This window comes from Nostoc sp. FACHB-133, assembly GCF_014698055.1.
GTDB lineage: Bacteria > Cyanobacteriota > Cyanobacteriia > Cyanobacteriales > Nostocaceae > Nostoc.
This window is the reverse complement of the sequence record NZ_JACJSH010000005.1, coordinates 125,799-146,309: the sequence shown is the minus strand read 5'-3', so window position 1 is coordinate 146,309 and position 20,511 is coordinate 125,799. Positions and strand designations below refer to the sequence as shown.

The window sequence follows — 20,511 nt, the reverse complement described above, 5'->3', positions numbered from 1 at the left end:
TCAGTTACCATCTATCAGTTCTAGTTTTTTCAGGAGTAGCAATTCTGTTTCTGCTTCCGACATCCTGGTTAAATCCTCCAGGGAGATTAATGGTTCACTCTCCTCTAGTGATGGTGCAGGTGATGAGTCCTCTAATTTGGATAACGACATCACATCTTGGATTAAATGATTCACTAAAGTTTGCAGACTCGGATAATCAAATAACAATGTGGCTGGTAAGGAGCAAGCCAAACTATTTTCGAGAACATTTCGTAACTCCAGCGCCATGAGTGAGTCGAGACCCATTTCAATTAAGGGTTTGTCGGCATCGAGGTTTTGCCAAGAATTGAGTCGCAACACTTTTGCAGCCAGTTTGCGGACGTGGGTTAGCAGCAAAGACTGTCGTTTGTCGTCAGAAACTTGTTGCAGTTTTTCCAGAATTGTGCTTTGGTTAGTTTCTGATTTCTCTTCGGGTTGGGTATACTCAGCAAAATCTTGCAGCAGTGGCGGTATTTCACCAGGACGATATTGTTTGAGGAAGGTTTGCCAATTGACAGGAATCACACCCACTTGTGCCATATCGGCTTGACTCAGCAACAACTCTAATACCTGTAATCCCTGTTGAAGTCCAATACGTTCCACTCCTACAGACAGACTGTGGTCTAAGGTTGCTGCCATCCCTACTTCTGCCCAAGCTCCCCAGTTGATACTGAGTGCAGGTAGTCCTTGAGAATGGCGGTAGTGGGCGAAGGCATCTAAAAAGGCATTTGCAGCTGCATAGTTTCCTTGTGCGGCTGCACCCAACAAAGAGGCGGCTGAGGAAAACATCACAAAGAAATCCAGCGATATATCCTCAGTTAAATGGTGTAAATTCCAGGCTCCCTGAATTTTTGGAGCCATTACTTGAGTAAAACTTTCCCAGGTTTGCTGTAAGATAATGCGATCGCTCAACACTCCAGCTGCATGGATAATGCCTCGTAGTTGAGATTTGCAGGGTTCCAGGAGTTGTTTAACTTGGTTGAAATCGGTAATATCTGCTTGTATTACCTGCACCCGAACCCCTGCCTGTTCCATCTCTTGAATAGTATTCAACGCAGTTACCGAAGGCGAACGACGACTAACTAAAATTAAGTTTTGTACTCCCTGCTTTATCATCCAACGAGCAACTTCTAGTCCTAGTGCGCCTAGTCCCCCAGTAATTAGATAAGTAGCATCGGCAGAAAATGTTACAGGTTGTGTTGATACTTGAGGTTTTGCTCGAACTAAACGAGCCACATAACGTTCATGGTTGCGAAAAGCCAGATGATCTTCTGACTCTGGTTGTAAGATATCCCCTAGTACCAACTCTGCTGTCTGTTCTGGAGAATTATTAGTATCAATATCTACCAAGCCGCCCCAAATAGCTGGGTACTCAATGGCAATTACTCGCCCAAGTCCCCACAGAGGCGCTTGAGTCAGACTGTTCATTGTCAATTCATCACCAACAGGTTGACTACCTTGGGTAAACAGCCACAATCGTGCTTGGCAGTTTGATAATTTGGATAAGGCTTGCAACAGGTAGATAGTACTACCGCAACTAGTTAGGTTGTTTGTTTGTTCGGTTTCCAGCAGACTCCAGAGATGAACAATACCCTGCAATGGTGCATTATCTGACCCCATATCTTGCAAGAGTTGATGGAAATGTTGCGGTTTACTAGGGTCGATTTGAAACTGATTTTCAGTAATTTGTTGATAGATTTCACCAACAGAAACAAGGATGCAAACTTTGCCTTGATGTTCTAATTTTTGTGCCAATGCTCTACCAATACCATTAGCATCGGTGAAAATTAGCCAACGACCGGGAATAGCAGGTAATTGTTCTGATAATCTCGATTTTGGTTGCCACTGGATTTGATAGAGCCATTCCTGAGTCGGTGCTTGGTTGGCTCTGAGCAAAGCTTGACGCGGTGCTTGCTTTAAGCAAAGTCCCTCAATGTAGGCTACTAGTTCTCCGACTTCATTCAGCAGCCAGATATCACCGATGAACATTCCTGCTGTTGAACTTGTTTGAGAATTTAGCTTTCCGTAACACCACAAACGGCTGTTAAAATCTGGCGACTGGCAAAAATAAAAGTGATTTATGCTAAAGGGTACGTAAACTTGGTTATCTCGTCGTTCTTGGGGTAAAGCAAAGCCTAAAAACTGAAAACAGGAATCGATTAATCCCGGATATATAAGGTATGTGTTGATTTCATCTGCAAATTCTTGGGGAAATTGCATTTGGCACAATGCTTCACCATCACACCGCCACATAGATTCTACCCATTGAAAACGCTGACCAAGTTGCAATCCTTGTTCTCTAACTTGGGCATAGAAATCTGAACCAGCCAGCATTTGGGAGCAACGCGTCTGTAACTCAGCCCAAGATAAAGGTTTTTCAATATCGCCTGCATCTTGGCTGAGTCGTCCTGTAGCGTGTACCAACCAGTTATCTATTTGTTTATTAAAACTAAATAGTTCAAATTTATATTTACCTGCGGCTTCAGGTTGCAAAATAAGTTGTACATTGATAGTCTCGCGATCGCCAATCGTCAGCGCTTCCCTAAATGTAATGTTACTCAGCGAAATTGCCCCTGTTCCCAGAATTTCTTGACCTCCAAGCAACAACATAGAAATATGCGAAGCTCCCGGTACTACCACCGTGTCATAAATTTGGTGGTCATCGAGGAAAGGTAAACTAGCTGTGTTCAAATGAGTTTCAAAAACAATATCCTTGAGAGATGGCGATCGCAACTGATAACCCAACAAAGGATGCAGCAGATTTTCGCTGATTTGTCTAACTATTGGCTTGCTGGTAGCAGTAGGCAACCAATAACGTTGACGCTGCCAAGGATAATTCGGTAAAACCACCTTATGACGCGGGTAATCAGCCTCAAACCCTCGCCAATCAATTTCTACCCCAGCCACATACAACTGCGCCACTGAATCTAACAACTGCTGCCAATCTTCCTTTCCTTTTCGCAGTGAAGCTAGCCATAACCCCTGCTCATCCAATATTTCAGGACACTCGCGCCGTGCCATCCCCAACAATATCGGATGAGGGCCAATTTCCACAAACACCTCATATCCTGCTTGATACAATGCCTGCATACTGGCAGCAAATTGCACACTCGCTCGGATATGTTCTACCCAGTAAGCCGCATTTGACATTTCCTCATGTCTGACAATCTTGCCTGTGACATTGGAGACAATATCTAATTTCGGCTGTTGATATTTTACTGTTGCTGCCACTTGCTCAAACTTCGCCAACATCGGCTGCATCAAAGGTGAGTGGAAAGCATGGGATACTTGCAATTTTCTAGTTTCAATACCTTGGCTTTCTAGTTTTTGGACTACAGCATTTAATACCTGCAATTCTCCAGATAAGACAATACTTTGTTCGCCATTAATCGCTGCAATACTCAACTGTTGCGGATAGTCAGCAATTAACGGTGTAACTTGTTCTACCGTGGTGAATACTGCTGCCATACCTCCGCCTTGGCGTAAGGCTTGCATCAAAGAAGCACGTTGGACAATTAATTTCAGTGCATCTTCTAAAGAGAAAATACCAGCGATACAAGCGGCGACATATTCCCCGACACTGTTACCTAAAACTGCTGTGGGACTGATACCCCAAGATAGCCATAGTTGGGCTAGGGCATATTCTAGAACGAATAATCCAACTTGGGTGTAGGCTGTTTGGTCAAGGCGAGTATCTTCTGAGTTTTCCGAGAATATAACTTCAAGAATTGATTCACCCAACAGTGGTTGCAGTAGGGTGTCGCAGTTGTCTAGAGTTTGGCGGAAACTCGGCTGAGTTTGATACAGTTGCCTACCCATATTGCGATATTGTGACCCTTGTCCAGTGAAAAGGAAGGCAATTTTTTTGCTTTGCTGGCTGCTATGTCCGTGATGAATACCGATGATTTCACTGTTGTCTAGATAGGCTTGCAACTTTTGTTGTATCTGCTGATGTTCATCGGCGATAATTGCGAGGCGATGACTAAAGTGTGTTCTGCCGATTTGTGAAGTGTGAGTGATATCACCAAGGGGAATTTCTGCGTGGGATGAGAGGTACTTGATGTAATTTTGAGCGAGTTGCTGCAAGGCTTGAGGATGTTTGGCTGACAGAGTTAATAGATGTAAAGGACGCTCCGTAATTTCTTCTCCCCTGCTCCCCTGCTCCCCTGCTCCCTGCCCCCTGCCCCCTGCCCCCTGCTCAAACACAGGTGCTTCTTCTAATATGGCGTGGGCATTTGTACCGCTAAATCCAAAGGAACTTACCGCAGCAATTCGAGTTTCACCATTGGTTTGCCAAGGTGTAAGAGTTTTGGGAATTGTTAAAGGCAGTTCTGACCAAGGAATCAACGGGTTAGGTTGATTTAGATGTAGATGGGGTGGAATTTGTTGATGTTGTAGTGCCAACACCACCTTCATCAAACCTGCAACGCCAGCAGCCGATTCCAAATGACCGATGTTGGTTTTGACAGAACCGATCGCCAAAGGCCGATCTGTAGTATGCTCTTTTGCTAAAGTAGCAGCGATCGCTTCTACTTCAATCGGATCTCCTAAAGATGTCCCTGTACCGTGGGCTTCAACGTAGCTTACTTGCTGTGGTTGTACTTTAGCATTAGCGATCGCTTGCCGAATCAAGTTTTCTTGAGCGATGCCGTTGGGTACTGTTAACCCACTGCTGCGACCATCTTGATTGACCGCACAAGCGCGAATTACCGCCAGGATTCTATCTCCTTGGGCTTGTGCTTGAGAAAGGCGTTTGAGTACGACTATGCCACAACCTTCTCCTCGCACGTAACCGTTAGCTGCGGCATCAAAGGTTTTACAACGTCCATCTGCTGCCATCATTCTCGCCTTGGAGAACATAATGTTGGCTTCTGGTGTGAGAATCAGGTTGACTCCCCCGGCTAAAGCTAACTCGCACTCGCCGTTGCGGAGGCTTTGACAAGCCAGGTGAACGGAAACCAAAGAAGAAGAACAAGCAGTATCCAGTGCTACACAAGGCCCTTGCAAACCCAAAACAAAGGAAAGACGACCAACCATCGCACTAAAAGCGCTACCCGTTCCTTGATAAGCGTCAATTCCCTGTTCCCCCGCCTGGGCATAAAAGCGAGTGTAATCATTAGTAGTAACACCGACAAACACCCCCGTTGAACTACCCATAAGTTCAGAAGGAGGTTGACAAGCATTTTCTAAAGCTTCCCAACTGACTTCTAATAACAAACGCTGTTGAGGGTCGATGCTAATTGCTTCCCGTGGCGAGATCCCAAAAAACTCAGCATCGAATCGATCTACTTGCTTTAAAAAGCCACCGTAGCGGCTAGACATTTTACCAGGCCTATCTGGGTTGGGGTCGTAATAAGCATCAATATCCCAGCGATCGCTTGGCACTTCTACAATGGCATCAGTACCGTCCCGTAATATCTGCCAAAATGTTTCTGGATCGTCAGCACCACCCGGAAACCGACACGCCATACCAACAATTGCGATCGGTTCTGTTTTTGCCCGTTCCATTGCATCAATCTTGGCACGTAGTTCTTTCAACGCCAAAAGGGCGCGTTGGGATGGTGATAGCTGGTCGATACTTTCCATTTGGCTCATTTTGGTTTACAGAACAAAGGAGAGAAGAACTAAGGACAAATGACCAATGACTAATGACTAAATTCAATCAGGGAAGCTAATTCTTCATCAATCATGGATTCGACCTGTTCTTCTGAGAGTTGTTTGATTTGTGTCACCGTCATAGATTGGCTGGGATTAACTAATGTTGGTTTGCTTTCAGGCTGCATATTTTGGTTATCTAGGGTATTGACAAAATAACTTGCTAATGTATCGATGTTGGGATAATTGAATGTCAGTGTTGAAGGCAACGATTTACCTAAACTTTTTTGTAGGCGATTCCGAAATTCCACTGACGTAAGTGAATCCATGCCCATCGTCGCAAATCCTTGTAGGGGGTCGAGGGTTTGGGATGGGATCAAGCCTAAGATGCTGGTAATTTCATCGCTAATGTGAGCAACTAACAGAGATTTCCATTCGTTAACAGGTGTTGCTTGTAGGCGTTGTTGTAGTTCGGATGGCTGGTCTTTTTGCTGTTGTCTATCCGAAAATAATTCCTGAAAGTAAGCAGGTTGTTGTCCTGTAGGAAAGCGTTGTAAAAACTGCGTCCAGTTGACGGGGAGTACAGTTACTTGACAAACTCTCTGTTGCAGGAAATGTCTGAGTAACTGCAAGGCTTGGTTTGGTGGAATCAAATCAATGCCCTCTGCCGCTAACCTTTGACCGAATGATGCTGCCATCCCGACCTCTGCCCACGGCCCCCAGTTGATACTGGTAGCGACTAATCCTTGTTTTTGTCGGTAATGTGCTAAAGCATCTAAAAAGGCATTGGCAGCAGCATAGTTGCTTTGACCTGGTGCGCCAAGGATGCAAGCTGTTGATGAAAATAGTACAAAGAAATCTAGGGGTTGATCCAGTGTCAGGGTGTGCAGATTCCATGCACCTTGGATTTTAGGAGCCATCACCCTAGCGAACCGTTCCCAGTTTTGTTGTAGCAGCATCCCATCATCTAGAACACCTGCTGCATGGATAATGCCGAGCAATGGGGGATGGTTTGTTTGCAGTGCTGTCAGCGCTGGCTGTAACTGTTCGGCTTGGGCAATATCTACCTGTACTACTGTTATTTGCGTACCTGTTTGTTCTAACTCTCGAATTGTTGCTTGAGCGCTTTCACTTGGAGAACTTCGACCGAGTAACACTAAATATCTTGCACCCTGTTCCACACACCAACGGGCAATTTGCAGACCCAAAGCACCAAGTCCGCCAGCAATTAAGTATGTTCCCTCTGGAGTGAATTTGAGGGATTTGGCGGCTAATGGTGAAATTTGACTACGCACCAAACGCGCAGTATGCCACTGTTGATGTCGCCAAGCAATGCGATCGCCTAAAATCATTGTTGGCAGTTTTGCCAGTAATAAAGCCGCAGCATCAGCTGGTGAACTGCTGGGGTCGAGATCCACCATACCTCCCCAGATTTCGGGGTATTCCATTGCAATCACTCCACCCAAACCCCATAATGGTGCAGCAGCGATCGCAATTTCCCCAGAATCTCCAATTACCTGCGTCCCTTGTGTTACCAACCACAACCGCGCCGATATCGACTGCTGGCGACTGGCTAGTGCTTGGATGAGATGCAATACAGCCGATACATAATTTTGAATATTTGTCAATATTAAATCTGCCTCTCTAGTATCATCCAAACTCCACAGATGTAAAATCTGCAATGGTGACTGAGTTGGGATACCGTCTAGCAGTTGCTCAAAGTGAGTGCAATCGCCTGAGAAAACTAAAGTATAAGTATGACCCTGTTTGGCTAACAGTTGCGCCAAGTTATCAGCAACGCCTGTGCGATCGCTTAAAATCAACCAGTGAGCAGGTGCGATCGCAAGTGTTTTATCTGATGAGGTTTGGGGTTGCCATTGCACCTCATAAAGCCAATCTTGTAGTTCTGCTGAGAGAGAGGATTGGGAAGAGGGCGATCGCATTGTCGTCGCAGTAGGTAGCCAATAACGTTGACGCTGCCAAGGATAATTCGGTAAAACCACCTTATGACGCGGGTAATCAGCCTCAAACCCTCGCCAATCAATTTTTACCCCAGCCACATACAACTGCGCCACCGAATCTAATAACTGCTGCCAATCTTCCTTTCCTTTTCGCAGCGAAGCCAGCCATAACCCCTGCTCATCCAGTACTTCAGGACACTCACGCCGTGCCATCCCCAACAATGTCGGATGTGACCCCACCTCGACAAACACCTCATATCCTACTTGATACAATGTCTGCATACTGGCAGCAAATTGCACACTTGCTCGGATATGTTCTACCCAATACGCCGCATTTGACATTTCCTGTTGTCTGACAATCTTGCCTGTGACATTGGAGACAATATCTAGTTGCGGCTGTTGATATTTTACTGTTGCTGCCACTTGCTCAAACTTCGCCAACGTCGGCTGCATTAAGGGCGAGTGGAAGGCATGGGATACTTGCAATTTTCTAGTTTCAATACCTTGGCTTTCTAGTTTTTGCAGTACCGAATTGAGTATCTCTAATTCTCCAGATAAGACAATACTTTGTTCGCCATTAATCGCTGCAATACTCAATTGTTGCGGATAGTCAGCAATTAAAGGTCTAACTTGTTCTAGAGTGGCGAATACTGCTGCCATCCCTCCACCTTGGGGTAAGGCTTGCATCAAAGAAGCACGTTGGACAATTAATTTCAGTGCATCTTCTAAACAAAAAATACCAGCGATACAAGCGGCGACATATTCCCCGACACTGTGACCTACAACTGCTGTGGGACGGATACCCCAGGATAGCCACAGTTGGGCAAGTCCGTATTCTATGACGAATAACGCAACTTGGGTGTATGCGGTTTGGTTAAGGCGATCGCCTTCTGAGTTGTCACAGAAGATTACCGATAAAATTGACTCGCCTAGTAGAGGCAGCAGTAGGGTGTCACATTGGTTAAGAGTTTGGCGGAAACTTGGTTGAGTTTCATACAGTTGCCGACCCATGCAGCGATACTGTGAACCTTGTCCAGTGAAGAGGAAAGCAATTTTTTTGGTTTGCTGGCTGGTGTGTCCGTTATGGATACTGAAATCATCGGTATCACTCAAATAGGCTTGCAACTGTTGTTGCATTTGTTGATGGTCGGCGGCGATGATGGCGAGGCGATGTGAGAAATGAGTTCTCCCGACTTGAGAAGTAAAGGTGATGTTACCAAGGGCTATATCTGGATGGGATGAAAGGTACTTGATGTAGTTTTGAGCTAATTTTTGTAAGGCTTGAGGATGTTTGGCTGACAGAGTTAATAGATGTAAAGGACGCTCTGTAATTTCTTCCCCCCTGCTCCCCTGCTCCCCTACCTCCCCTGCTTTCTCCAAAGGTGCTGCTTCTATCACCACATGGGCATTAGTACCACTCAAGCCAAAGGAACTCACTCCAGCAATTCGAGTATTGTTTTCAGAATGCCACGGTTTAGCTGTGGTAGGAATAGCTAGTGGTAGTTCTTGCCAAGGAATATGGGGGTTAGGTTGCTTGAGATGGAGATGAGGTGGAATTTTCTGGTGTTGTAGGGATAATATTACCTTGATTACACCTGCAACTCCGGCTGCTGCTTCCAAATGACCAATATTGGTTTTCACAGAACCAACAACCAAAGGCTGCTCAAAAGAGCGTTGTTCACACAAAACAGAAGCTAAAGCGTTAATTTCGATGGGATCGCCCAAGGAAGTCCCCGTACCATGCGCTTCGATGTAACTCACTTGCTGTGCTGAAACCCTACTGTTAGCTAGAGCCTGACGCAGTAGTTTTTGTTGTGCGGGGCCGCTAGGTACTGTTAGTCCACCACTAGGGCCGTCGTGATTGACTGCTGAACCTTTAATCAATGCGAGGATAGAGTCGCCAGCCGCCACAGCATCCGACAAACGCTTAAGTACCAACACTCCGCAGCCTTCGCCCCTAGTGTAGCCATCAGCTAAGGCATCAAAGGATTTGCAGCGTCCATCGGGTGCAACTGCGCGCATTTTGGAGAGAAAAATATTTGTGTCTGGTGACAAAATCAGATTGACTCCGCCTGCTAGAGCTTGGTCGCATTCTCCAGAACGCAAACTTTGGCAGGCTAAATGTAACGATACTAGAGATGACGAACAAGCGGTATCTACAACTAAGCTCGGCCCTTGTAAACCCAGAATATAGGAAAGGCGACCGGAAATAAAGCTAAAACTGTTGCCTGTACCAAAGTAAGTGTCAATACTATTAGAGTTACCAGAATAGAGGCGTGAGTAATCGTTGTTCATCACGCCAATAAATACGCCTGTTTGAGTTTGCGACAGCCTTTCGATACACTGTCCGGCATTTTCTAGGGCTTCCCAACTGACTTCTAGTAGTAAGCGTTGTTGTGGGTCTGTACTAACGGCTTCTCTGGGAGAGATTTCAAAGAAGTTGGCATCGAACAAATCGATATCTTTTAAAAAACCACCATAGCGAATGTAGGATTTTCCTTCAGCATCGGGATTTGGGCTGTAATAAGCTTCCGTATCCCAACGTTCTTGGGGAATTTCCTGAATGGTATCTACACCATGCTGGAGAATTTGCCAAAAAGCATCTGGGTTATCGGCTCCCCCAGGAAAGCGACACGCCATCCCAATCACAGCGATGGGTTCTGTTTTAGCACGCTCGATCGCCTCCAACTTACCACGCATTTCTTTTAATGCCAGCAATGCGCGTTGTAGTTGATTAATGTTGTTTTGCTCTGTGTCGATTTTAGTCATGCTCTGAACCCTGTCGCTAAACATCCTGTTGATTGGGATTAGATTTTTTTCATTAATTCATCAATGCTGGCTAATTCTGCCGCTAACGATCGCTCTAGTTCTGTTTGCGAAAGCTGTTGAATATCGCTGATTTCGGTGTCGAAGCGATCCCTTTTTGGCGGTGGAGATGCAGTTTTCACATCCAAGACATCGTTAGTGAGATATTTAGTTAAGGTTTCTAAGGTGGGATAATCAAATAACAAGGTGGTTGGCAGAGAAGACTCCAGACTTGATTGCAAACGATTTCTCAACTCAATTGCCATGAGTGAATCTAATCCCACTTCAAATAAACGCTGACGCGGTTGCAGTTCCTCAGATGAATTGAGCCGTAAGATTTTCGCTACTTCGTCACGGATGTAATTAAATAAAATTTGCTGAATATCTGCGGGGTGAGCCTCCTGGAGTTGTCGTAATATCTCTGGTTTTGCTGCCAAAACTGGCTGTGCAGTCTCTTGGTTTTGCCTTGAATCAACAAACTCACTCAGCAAAGGCGGTACTTTCTGGGTGTAGTAGTGAGGGATAAATTTTGACCAGCGCACTGGTAAAACCGCAACTTGTCCAGTGTTGGTTTGATGCGTTAATGCTGCCAAAATTTGTAATCCTTGTTCGGGTAAAATTTGCTCTACTCCCACTGGAGAACCTGTTGAGGTTGCAGCCATTCCCACTTCCGCCCACGCTCCCCAGTTGATACTCAATCCCGCCAGCCCTTGGGAGCGACGATAATCGGCTAACCCATCAAGAAAGGCGTTTGCTGCTGCGTAGTTTGCTTGTCCTGTGGTTCCCAACACTGAAGCAACGGAAGAGAACAAGACAAATAATTCCAAAGGTTTATCTTGAGTCAGGATATGCAGATTCCAAGCACCCTGTACTTTCGGAGCCATTACCCTAGTAAATCGCTCCCAGTTTTGTTGGAGTAAAATCCCATCGTCTAAAATTCCGGCTGCATGGATAACACCTCGTAAGGGAAACTGAGGTTCAATGCCCTCAAGTATTTTTTGTACTTGTTCAAGTTGTGTAATATCTGCTTGGGCGACTGTAACTTGCACGCCAGCGTTTTCCCAAGAAGCGATCGCACTTTTAGCTCTATCCGATGGCGAGCGTCTACCCACTAATACTAAATGTTGCACACCTCGTTCAACCAACCAATTAGCCACTGTTAACCCCAGTCCTCCTAGTCCGCCTGTAATCAGGTAAGTCCCAAGGGAAGGGTTAAAGGAAGCAGAGAAATCTATGGTGTTGGGAAAGCGTTGCAAACGGGAGATGTAGCGCTGATTTCCCCGTAAGGCGACTTGTTCGCCCAATTCTGGATGGGAAAGTTCTGCCCACAACTGAGTTGCGGCTTCTACAGTTGAACTTTGGGGATCTAAATCAATTAGCCCTGCAAAAACTTCGCTATATTCTGTTGCTATAACTCGCCCCAATCCCCAGAGAGGTGTTTGAGACAGGGCGATTTCAGATTGTAGATTAATTGACTGGCTACCCCTAGAAATCAACCACAGCCTAGCAGTCTGCCAACCCAAAAATGCTGCGTGATGGCTGGGGAAAGGGGAAGGGGTAAGGGGTAAGGGATTTGAAACCTTTCCCCCTTCCCCTTTACCCTTTACCCCGCCAAGTTCACTTGGCGAACTACTAGCTAGTGGAGAATTTATCCGAGCTAAGGCTTGAGTTAAATGTAAAACACTACCACAGACACGAATTTGTGTAGAATCTAGCAAATCTCCAGTAGCCAAACTCCACAAATGTACAATGTGGAGAGCTATTCCTGGTTTAATTGAGACTTCTTGAAGCAGTTGGTCGAAATGCTGGGGTTCGGCTGGATTAATGTAAATTTTACCTTCTTGCAAAGATTGGTAAGTAGAACCAGGGATGACTGCCACACAAGATTTACCTTCTGCCTGCAACAATTTCACTAATTCTGCGCCTACAGCATCTTCATCAATTAGAAGTATCCAATATTGCTGTTGTACTACTAAAGATGACTGCGTAATTGTTCGTTCTTGGAGTCGCCAAGTGATTTGATAAAGCCAGTCTTGGAGATTGGGTTGTTTGAGTAATGCTTGCTGTGGCGATCGCTTTAAACAGAGTTCCGAGAATTGAGCGATCGCTTGTCCAGATTCATCTAATAACTGTACATCTCCTACTATCACCTCTGGATTATTGGTTTGCAGGCGGGCGTGACACCATAAGGGCTGACTCAAGTCCAGATTTTGCCAGAGTTGAAAGCCACCTAAACTAATTGGTACATAAACATCAGCGTCTCGAATCTCTGCTGGTAAAGTACCTCCCAACAGTCGCAAACAAGAATCTATCAGCCCCGGATGTAATGGATATAACTTAGTCTCTGTTTCACAACCCGGAGGTAGTTGCATCTGACAAATGGCTTCCCCATCTCGTCGCCAGAAATCACCAATCCATTGAAAACTTACACCCAAATCTAGCCCAGCATCTCCGACATCCCGATAAAATACCTGCGAACCAGTCGATTTTTCAGGACAACGCGCCTGTATTTCTCCCCAAGACCAAGTTTCTCTAGTAGCAGACAAGGTAGATAACTCACCAGTTGCATGGAGACACCACTGCTCATTACCCTCTAAGCTGAATAGTTCAAAACTATAATCTTGATTTTTGCCCAGTTGCAAAATCAATTGCACTTTGACGCTGCTATCTTCAGGTATGATTAAAGGCTCTCGAAACGTAATCTGTTGAAGAGACACTGCATTAGTTCCGAAAATATGCTTACCTGCTAGGGTCAACATAGCAATATAAGATGCTCCTGGTGCAACTATCGACCCGTAGATCCGATGATCGGCTAGAAAGGGCAAGTTATCTGTCTGGAATTCGCTCTCAAATACTAGACTCTTGAAGAGTGGAGAATGTAGGCGTTGACCTAACAGGGGATGCAATTGTGAGTGTACTACTAGTTTTTTGGTAGTGGTTTCAAACCAATAGCGTTGGTGCTGCCAAGCATAGTTGGGTAATATTACTTTATTTCGTGTATAGCCGTTCTCGAATCCGAGCCAATCAATTTCTACTCCCTGGAGATATAACTGGCTCAAACTTTCTAAAATTTGTTGCCAATCTTCCTTGCCTTTGCGTAGCGAAGCTAGCCATAAACCCTCACTTTCCAACTCTTCTGGACAATCCCGGCGTGCCATGCCGATTAACGTGGGATGAGAACCAACTTCTAAAAATACTTTGTAGCCTGCGGTATAAAGTGCTGACATCCCTTGAGCAAAATGGACACTGGCTTGGATATGCTCAACCCAATACCTGGCACTAGACATCTCTGCATTAGTTATCAACTTGCCACTAACATTAGAAACGATTTCTAGTTTGGGGGAACGATAAGTGATTTCCTGAGCAACTTGCTCAAACTCTGCCAACATCGATGCCATTAACGGCGAGTGGAAAGCATGAGATACTTGCAAAGTTCGCGTTTCGATGCCTTGACTTTCTAGTTTTTGCAATACTGCTGTTAATGCCTGTATCTCGCCTGAGATAACTAAACTTTGCTGTCCGTTATAGGCAGCAATGCTCAGTTGTTGAGGATAGAGGGCAATCAAGGGTTCTACAACTTCTACGCCAGCGAAAACCGCAGCCATCCCTCCTGTTTGCGGTAATGCTTGCATCATGCGGGCGCGGTGGGCAATCAATTTTAATCCGTCCTCAAGGGAGAAAATACCAGCCACACAAGCAGCCACATATTCCCCGACACTGTGACCAAGCACCGCAGAGGGACGGATACCCCAAGAAATCCACAGTTGCGCCAAGGCGTATTCTAGGGTAAATAAGGCTGGTTGAGTGTAGGCGGTTTGGTCGAGGAGTAGATTTTCTGTGGTGTCAGCAAAGATGACTGATAGGATGGATTTATCTAGTAAAGGTTGGAGAATGCGATCGCATTCATCCAATATTTGACGAAAACCAGGTTGGGTTTCATACAGTTGTCTTCCCATCCCTACATACTGCGACCCTTGCCCAGTAAATAAAAAGGCGCATCTAGTGAAATTACCACTATCCACTTGATAGTCATAATCTGCTTCTTCCAGCTTTGCTTGCATCTCGGCATGAGATGAGGCAACAACAGCCAAACGATGAGAAAAATGAGAACGTCCAACTAAGGCAGTGTGGGTAATATTAGCCAAAGAAATATCGCCATGCTTGCCCAAATAGTCGATATATTGTTCAGCTAATTGCCGCAGAGAATTAGGATGTTTAGCAGAAAGGCAGAGTATATGTAAAGGACGCTCAATTGTAATTTCTTCTCCCCTGCTCCCCTGCTCCCCTGCTCCCCCTGCTTTCTCCAAAGGTGCTTCTTGTACAATCACATGAGCATTAGTACCACTCATCCCGAAAGAACTCACCCCACCAATCCGCGCCGAGTCTTTAACTACCCAAGATTGCCCAGATGTAGGGATACTCAATGGCAATTGCTCCCAAGCAATCATCGGATTAGGTTGTTGCAAGTGCAGATGTGGCGGAATTTCCTGATGCTGTAGAGCCAAAACAACCTTCATCAAACCTGCTACTCCAGCAGCCGCTTCCAAATGACCAATGTTAGTTTTAACAGAACTAATTACTAGTGGATGTTCAAAAGAACGTCCTGCACAGAGTACAGATGCTAATGCACCAACCTCAATCGGATCTCCCAAGGATGTGCCAGTCCCATGAGCTTCGATGTAACTCACCTGCTGGGCTTCTACATTAGCGTTAGCTAATGCTTGATGTAACAATTCTTGTTGCGCTGTTGTACTGGGGACGGTAAAACCACTGCTACGTCCATCATGATTCACTGCCGAACCCCGAATTACTGCCAAGATTGGGTCATTATCAGCTAAAGCTTCAGAGAGTCGTTTCAGGACAACTACACCACATCCCTCTCCTCGAACAAAGCCATTAGCTGAAGCATCAAAGGTTTTACAGCGTCCATCAGCAGCTACAGCCTTGGATTTTGATAAGAAAATATTCGTCTCCGGTAGAAGTATCAAGTTTACGCCACCCGCCAATGCTAAATTGCACTCTCCACGCCGCAGGCTTTGAACCGCTAAATGAATGCTAACCAGCGAGGACGAGCAAGCAGTATCCACTACCAAGCTAGGCCCGCGCAGCCCTAAGCTATGAGATATCCTTCCCGCAGCCGCACTACCAATACCGCCTGTACCGTAATAAGCATCAATTGTTTCTGGGTCTTTGTGCTGAATTTGCAGTTGCATATACTCGTTGGAAATCAGCCCAATGAACACACCTGTCTGAGTTCCTACAAGATTCTGTGGTGCAATAGCCGCATTTTCTAAAGCTTCCCAACTTACTTCTAACAATATGCGTTGTTGTGGGTCGAGGCTGATGGCTTCACGGGGACTGATACCGAAAAACTGCGCGTCAAATTGGTCAATGTTTGCGATAAATCCCCCGTGACGGGTGTACATTTTACCTGGTGTTTCTGGCTCTGAGTCAAAGTAATTATCCAGGTTCCAGCGTTGTGAGGGAATTTCTGTAATAGCATCGATACCTTTTTGAAGGATTTGCCAGAACTGTTCGGGATTATTTGCGCCTCCAGGAAAGCGACAACCCATACTAATAATGGCGATATCTTCGGTAGAGACGCGATTAATCACGTCTTTACAAGAGTGCGGGAGGTTTTCATAGTTGGTGGAGGGAGAATCTAAACCCAAGACTTCCCTACCCAAATATTCTGTGAGCGTGGCAATTGTGGGGTAATCAAATGCCAAGGTAGCCGCTAGGGAATAAGAATGTCCTAGTTGCGTTTGAATACGGTTTTTTAACTCAATTGCCATCAGAGATTTCATCCCCAAGCTAGCAAACCCCTCGTTTGGGTCAAGTTTCTCTGTTGGTTCCAGTCCCAGAACAGTTGCTACCTCAGTTTGCACGTAGGCTTGCAATTTTTCCCAACGCTGACTAGTAGTCTGCCAACCCAAAAATGCTGCGTGATGGCTGGGTAAAGGGGAAGGGGTAAGGGGTAAGAGATTTGAAACCTTTCCCCCTTCCCCTTTACCCTTTACCCCGCCAAGTTCACTTGGCGAACTACTAGCTGACATCTCCTCTAAATTCAAGTTTTCCCACAGTGGAGATGCTGAATTTTGCGTCTCTACAAAATTTATCTCCGGTGTTTGCGTTCCCGCGTCTATCCAATGGCGCTTTCTTTGGAAGGGGTAAGTTGGTAGTTCTAGGCGCTGGTGTTGGTAATCCTGGTAAAATCCTGCCCAGTTAACATCTGCTCCCTGTACATACAAGGTACTCAGTGTTGATAATACCTGCTGCCAATCCTCAAATCCTTCTTTCAGGGAAGATAACCAAATCTCCTCGCTTTGGGGTTGATATCGCTTACCTGCTTCCGTTAAGGTCGAACTCGGCCCTAATTCCAGAAGCAGGTTACAACCTTGAGCAATTAAGGTATCAACTGCCGTTGAAAATTGTAATGTATCTCGTAGATGATTGCGCCAATGTTGGGGTGCGATCGCCTCCACTAATTTTCCAGTCACACTAGAAACCCAATTTATCTGCGGTGGGTTGTAGGTGAATGTGGCGGCCAGTTCCTCCATTGCATCCAGTATTGGTTCGACGGCTGGAGAGTGAAAAGCTTGATTTATCTTCAGCTTGAGAAAAGCTATGCCCTCACTTTTCAACTGTTGGAGAATTTGCTGCACAGCCTGACTTTCACCAGCAATTAAGATTTCTTCTTGGCCGTGGATGGCAGCGATACCAACCTGATGCTGATAGGGTAAGAGTACTTCTGTTACCTTATTTAATGAGGTATATACCCAAGCCATAGCCCCAGTTTGCGGTAACTGCTGCATCAATTGTCCCCGCTTTGCCACTAAAATTAAGGCATCTTCTAAGCTGAGAACACCTGCAACACAAGCAGCGACATATTCACCTAAGCTGTAGCCCATGACACAATGTGGCTTGATTCCCCAGGAACGCCACATTTCTGCTAAGGCGAACTCTAGGGCAAACAAGGCAGGTTGGGTGTAAGCGGTTTCGTGTAGTAATAGTTTGCTACCAGATTCAGGATAGAGTATTGATAATAAAGACTTATTTAAATGAGGGGTGAGTAGGCGATCGCAACGTTCTAGAACCTCACGAAATACAGGTTGTGTATCGTAGAGTTGACGACCCATATCAATGTATTGCGTTCCCTGTCCTGTAAACAAGAATCCAACTTTAGTAAAGTTCTGTTGACCATAAAACCATTCTCCCGCCTCTTGTCCACTGGCGAATGCTGATAATTCTTGTTGCAAGCCCTCTAATGTATCCGCCGGGATAGCCAAGCGGTGTTTCAATGCTGCTCTACCTACATTCGCTGAGTAGCAAATATCCGGCAGAGAAATATTGGCAGATTTAGTAATATATGTATTGTAAAGACTAGCTAATTCTCGTAATGCCTTTTCACAGTTAGCTGATAGCGTCAACAAATGTAACGGCTTTTCTATTAATTTTGAATTTTGAATTTTGAATTTTGAATTATTAACCGGTGGTTCTTCTAAAACAAGATGGGCATTAGTTCCCCCCAAACCAAAGGAATTGATTCCAGCCAAACGAGGTGTATCGTTCAATTCCCAAGGACTTGTTGTGGTGGGAATGATAAAGGGAAAATCATCCCCAATGTCTGGATTTAGGGTTTGAAAATGAAGGTGTGGTGGAATTTCTTGGTGTTGGAAACACAGTAAAACTTTAATTAAAGCAGCAATTCCCGCAGCTGGTTCTAAATGTCCAATGTTGGTTTTAACAGAACTGAGAAAACAGGGTGAATTATTCTCTTTTGGCCGCAAGACTGCTTTGAGAGCCTGAGCTTCCGTCACATCAGCCAAGGGTGTGCCGACTCCGTGGGCTTCAATATAGCTAATTTGTTCTGGTTCAACTCCAGCATTTGCTAGCGCCTGACTGATGACTGACTGCTGTGCTAATTGATTGGGTGCAGTCAAGTTTTTCCCAGAGCCATTTTGATTAACGGCTGAACCCCGGATAATTCCTAAAATCCAGTCTTCGTCCCTAATTGCATCTTCTAGACGCTTGAGCAAAACTAAACCGCAACCTTCACCCCGCACGTAACCATCAGCAGCCGCATCAAAACTTTTGCAACAATTATCTGATGTCATCATCCAAGCTTGGGATAATCCGATGTTAGCTTTGGGTGACAAAATCAGGTTAACAGCCCCTACCAAAGCTTGGTCAATTTCTCTTGTTTGCAGACTTTGACAGGCAAGATGGATGGCAACCAAGGATGAAGAACAGCCAGTATCTAATGCTAGACTCGGCCCTTGCCAACCAAAGAAGTAAGACAGGCGATTCACTGTTGTACAGAGGGCATTGCCTGTCACATAATAAGCATTTAGTTGAGTCAAATCCTCAAAGCAAACATTGGCATAATCGTTGCTACCAATGCCTATGTATACTCCTGTTTGACTCCCTGAAACTTGTTGTGGATTTAAACCAGCATTTTCTAAAGTCTCCCAAGCTACCTCTAGTAACAAACGCTGCTGCGGGTCTGTACTTGCGGCTTCACCGGGAGAAATGCCGAAGAATTTAGCGTCAAACTGGTCTACATTTTCCAGAAACCCTCCCCAACGGCTATTCATCGTTCCAGGGGTCGCCAAATCGGGGTCGTAGAGGTCATCCACTGACCAACGATTGGCGGGAACTTGTGTAATAGCATTCATCCCATCCCGCAACAGCTGCCAGAAAGCAGCAGGATTTTTCGCCCCAGGAAATCGGCATCCCATACCAATAACAGCGATGCCTACGGCGGGCAAAGCCAACGCTTCTTTGTTGTATTGTTGTTTAGTATTCTTCATAACAGGGGGAACTGGGAATTGGGGACTGGGGACTAGTATTTTGACTCAGCACTCTTAGGGATTTCCAAGAAATAAATTATCGAACCACAGAGGCACAGAGAGAGGGGAAATACAGAGGGTTTTTGCGTCAGTTTTGGCATATTTTTTTATTTGAAAGTCCCTAGCCAAAAAATGTACAAATAATTTGGGATAATTTATTTTCTGGAAGTCTTGTACAGACGCGATTAATCGCGTCTTAGCACTTTTCACCCTTGCTGTATCTTGATTTCAGCAAGTAAGTCTACAAGTTCTTGAATGTTCTTAACACTGCCGAGTTTGGTTCTAGGAACTTTCACTTTTAACTCCCTCATCGAAGCTGAGGCAATCTCTACTGCATCTAAACTGGTAGCACCCAAATCGCGCATTGATTTTGTTGGGTCGATGTTTGCATTTTCCAAACCTTCGATGTTCAAGCGCATGTGTTTGGTAACTACATTCAGGACTTGTTGCTCAACTGTTTGTTGCACCATGATTTTTCTCCTAATCTCCAAAAAGAATAATTAAATGCCGATAAAATCTACTGTTATTGTTAGGAAATATACATATCTTTGACAATAGATTGGGTGTCTGGATGATTAAAACATACAGTATGCATTAGATGTTCGCGGGACATAGCCTCTTGTAAAGCACGTTGGCGGGGAAGTGCTAAAGTATCCTTGAGCATTTCCAATACGTGCTTTGGCTTTTCGGCAATGTTGCGGGCGATATCCATCGCTACTTCCATTACTCGTTGTTTGGGAACGACATCATTAAATAGTCTTCTTCCGTGTAGTTCTCTACCTTTGTAAAGTTTGGCAGTGAGGATCATTTCATGGGCAAATAATGGCCCAACTAATAATGAAAGTAAAGATGTTGTTCCCATTCCAGGGGTAAATCCTAATCCAGTAAAATTCACGCCATAGCGACTTTCTTCTGCTGCTACAATTACATCGCAACATAAGGCAATTAATAATCCGCCTCCTACCGCGTGTCCTTCCATTGCTGCAATTATGGGAACAGGAAAGCGTAATAGTTGTGCTGGTAGTAAGAGGTCTTTAACTTCTGTGTCACCACGCAGCAATTTTTGCAGTACATCTAAGCTAGCACCACCACAAAAAACATTAGGAAGACCTGTTAGTAATAGTACCTTTAAATTAGTATTTTTGGAGCATTCTGCTAATGTTTTTAATAAATTATCAACTAACTCATCTGTGAGTCGATTATCGTTTTGCGGATCGTTTAAGTTGATTTGATAAATCCCATCTTCTAAACATGAAACAGTTACAATTTCAGACATAATA

Annotated in this window: 5 protein-coding genes; all 5 read right to left on the bottom strand. The window is 45.0% G+C overall.

The window, feature by feature from the left end:
* Complete coding sequence (locus H6G86_RS06260; RefSeq protein ID WP_190933600.1) at positions 1–5,613, bottom strand: type I polyketide synthase; 5,613 nt, start codon at positions 5,611–5,613, stop codon at positions 1–3.
* Between the two features lie 50 nt (positions 5,614–5,663).
* Positions 5,664–10,343: a type I polyketide synthase gene (locus tag H6G86_RS06255; protein ID WP_190933599.1), complete on the bottom strand. Its 4,680-nt coding sequence runs from the start codon at positions 10,341–10,343 to the stop codon at positions 5,664–5,666.
* A gap of 38 nt (positions 10,344–10,381) precedes the next feature.
* Positions 10,382–19,192: a type I polyketide synthase gene (locus tag H6G86_RS06250; protein ID WP_190933598.1), complete on the bottom strand. Its 8,811-nt coding sequence runs from the start codon at positions 19,190–19,192 to the stop codon at positions 10,382–10,384.
* Between the two features lie 245 nt (positions 19,193–19,437).
* Positions 19,438–19,701 (bottom strand): phosphopantetheine-binding protein, encoded by a 264-nt coding sequence (locus tag H6G86_RS06245; RefSeq protein WP_012409607.1) that lies wholly within the window; start codon positions 19,699–19,701, stop codon positions 19,438–19,440.
* A gap of 59 nt (positions 19,702–19,760) precedes the next feature.
* Entirely contained in the window at positions 19,761–20,507 is a 747-nt protein-coding gene (locus H6G86_RS06240; RefSeq protein WP_190933597.1) for a polyketide synthase, read from the bottom strand.
* Between the last annotated feature and the right edge of the window lie 4 nt (positions 20,508–20,511).

Coding starts and splice junctions, on each gene's coding strand:
- H6G86_RS06260 (WP_190933600.1), bottom strand. CDS start 5,613: ATGAGCCAAATGGAAAGTATCGACCAGCTATCACCATCCCAACGCGCC.
- H6G86_RS06255 (WP_190933599.1), bottom strand. CDS start 10,343: ATGACTAAAATCGACACAGAGCAAAACAACATTAATCAACTACAACGC.
- H6G86_RS06250 (WP_190933598.1), bottom strand. CDS start 19,192: ATGAAGAATACTAAACAACAATACAACAAAGAAGCGTTGGCTTTGCCC.
- H6G86_RS06245 (WP_012409607.1), bottom strand. CDS start 19,701: ATGGTGCAACAAACAGTTGAGCAACAAGTCCTGAATGTAGTTACCAAA.
- H6G86_RS06240 (WP_190933597.1), bottom strand. CDS start 20,507: ATGTCTGAAATTGTAACTGTTTCATGTTTAGAAGATGGGATTTATCAA.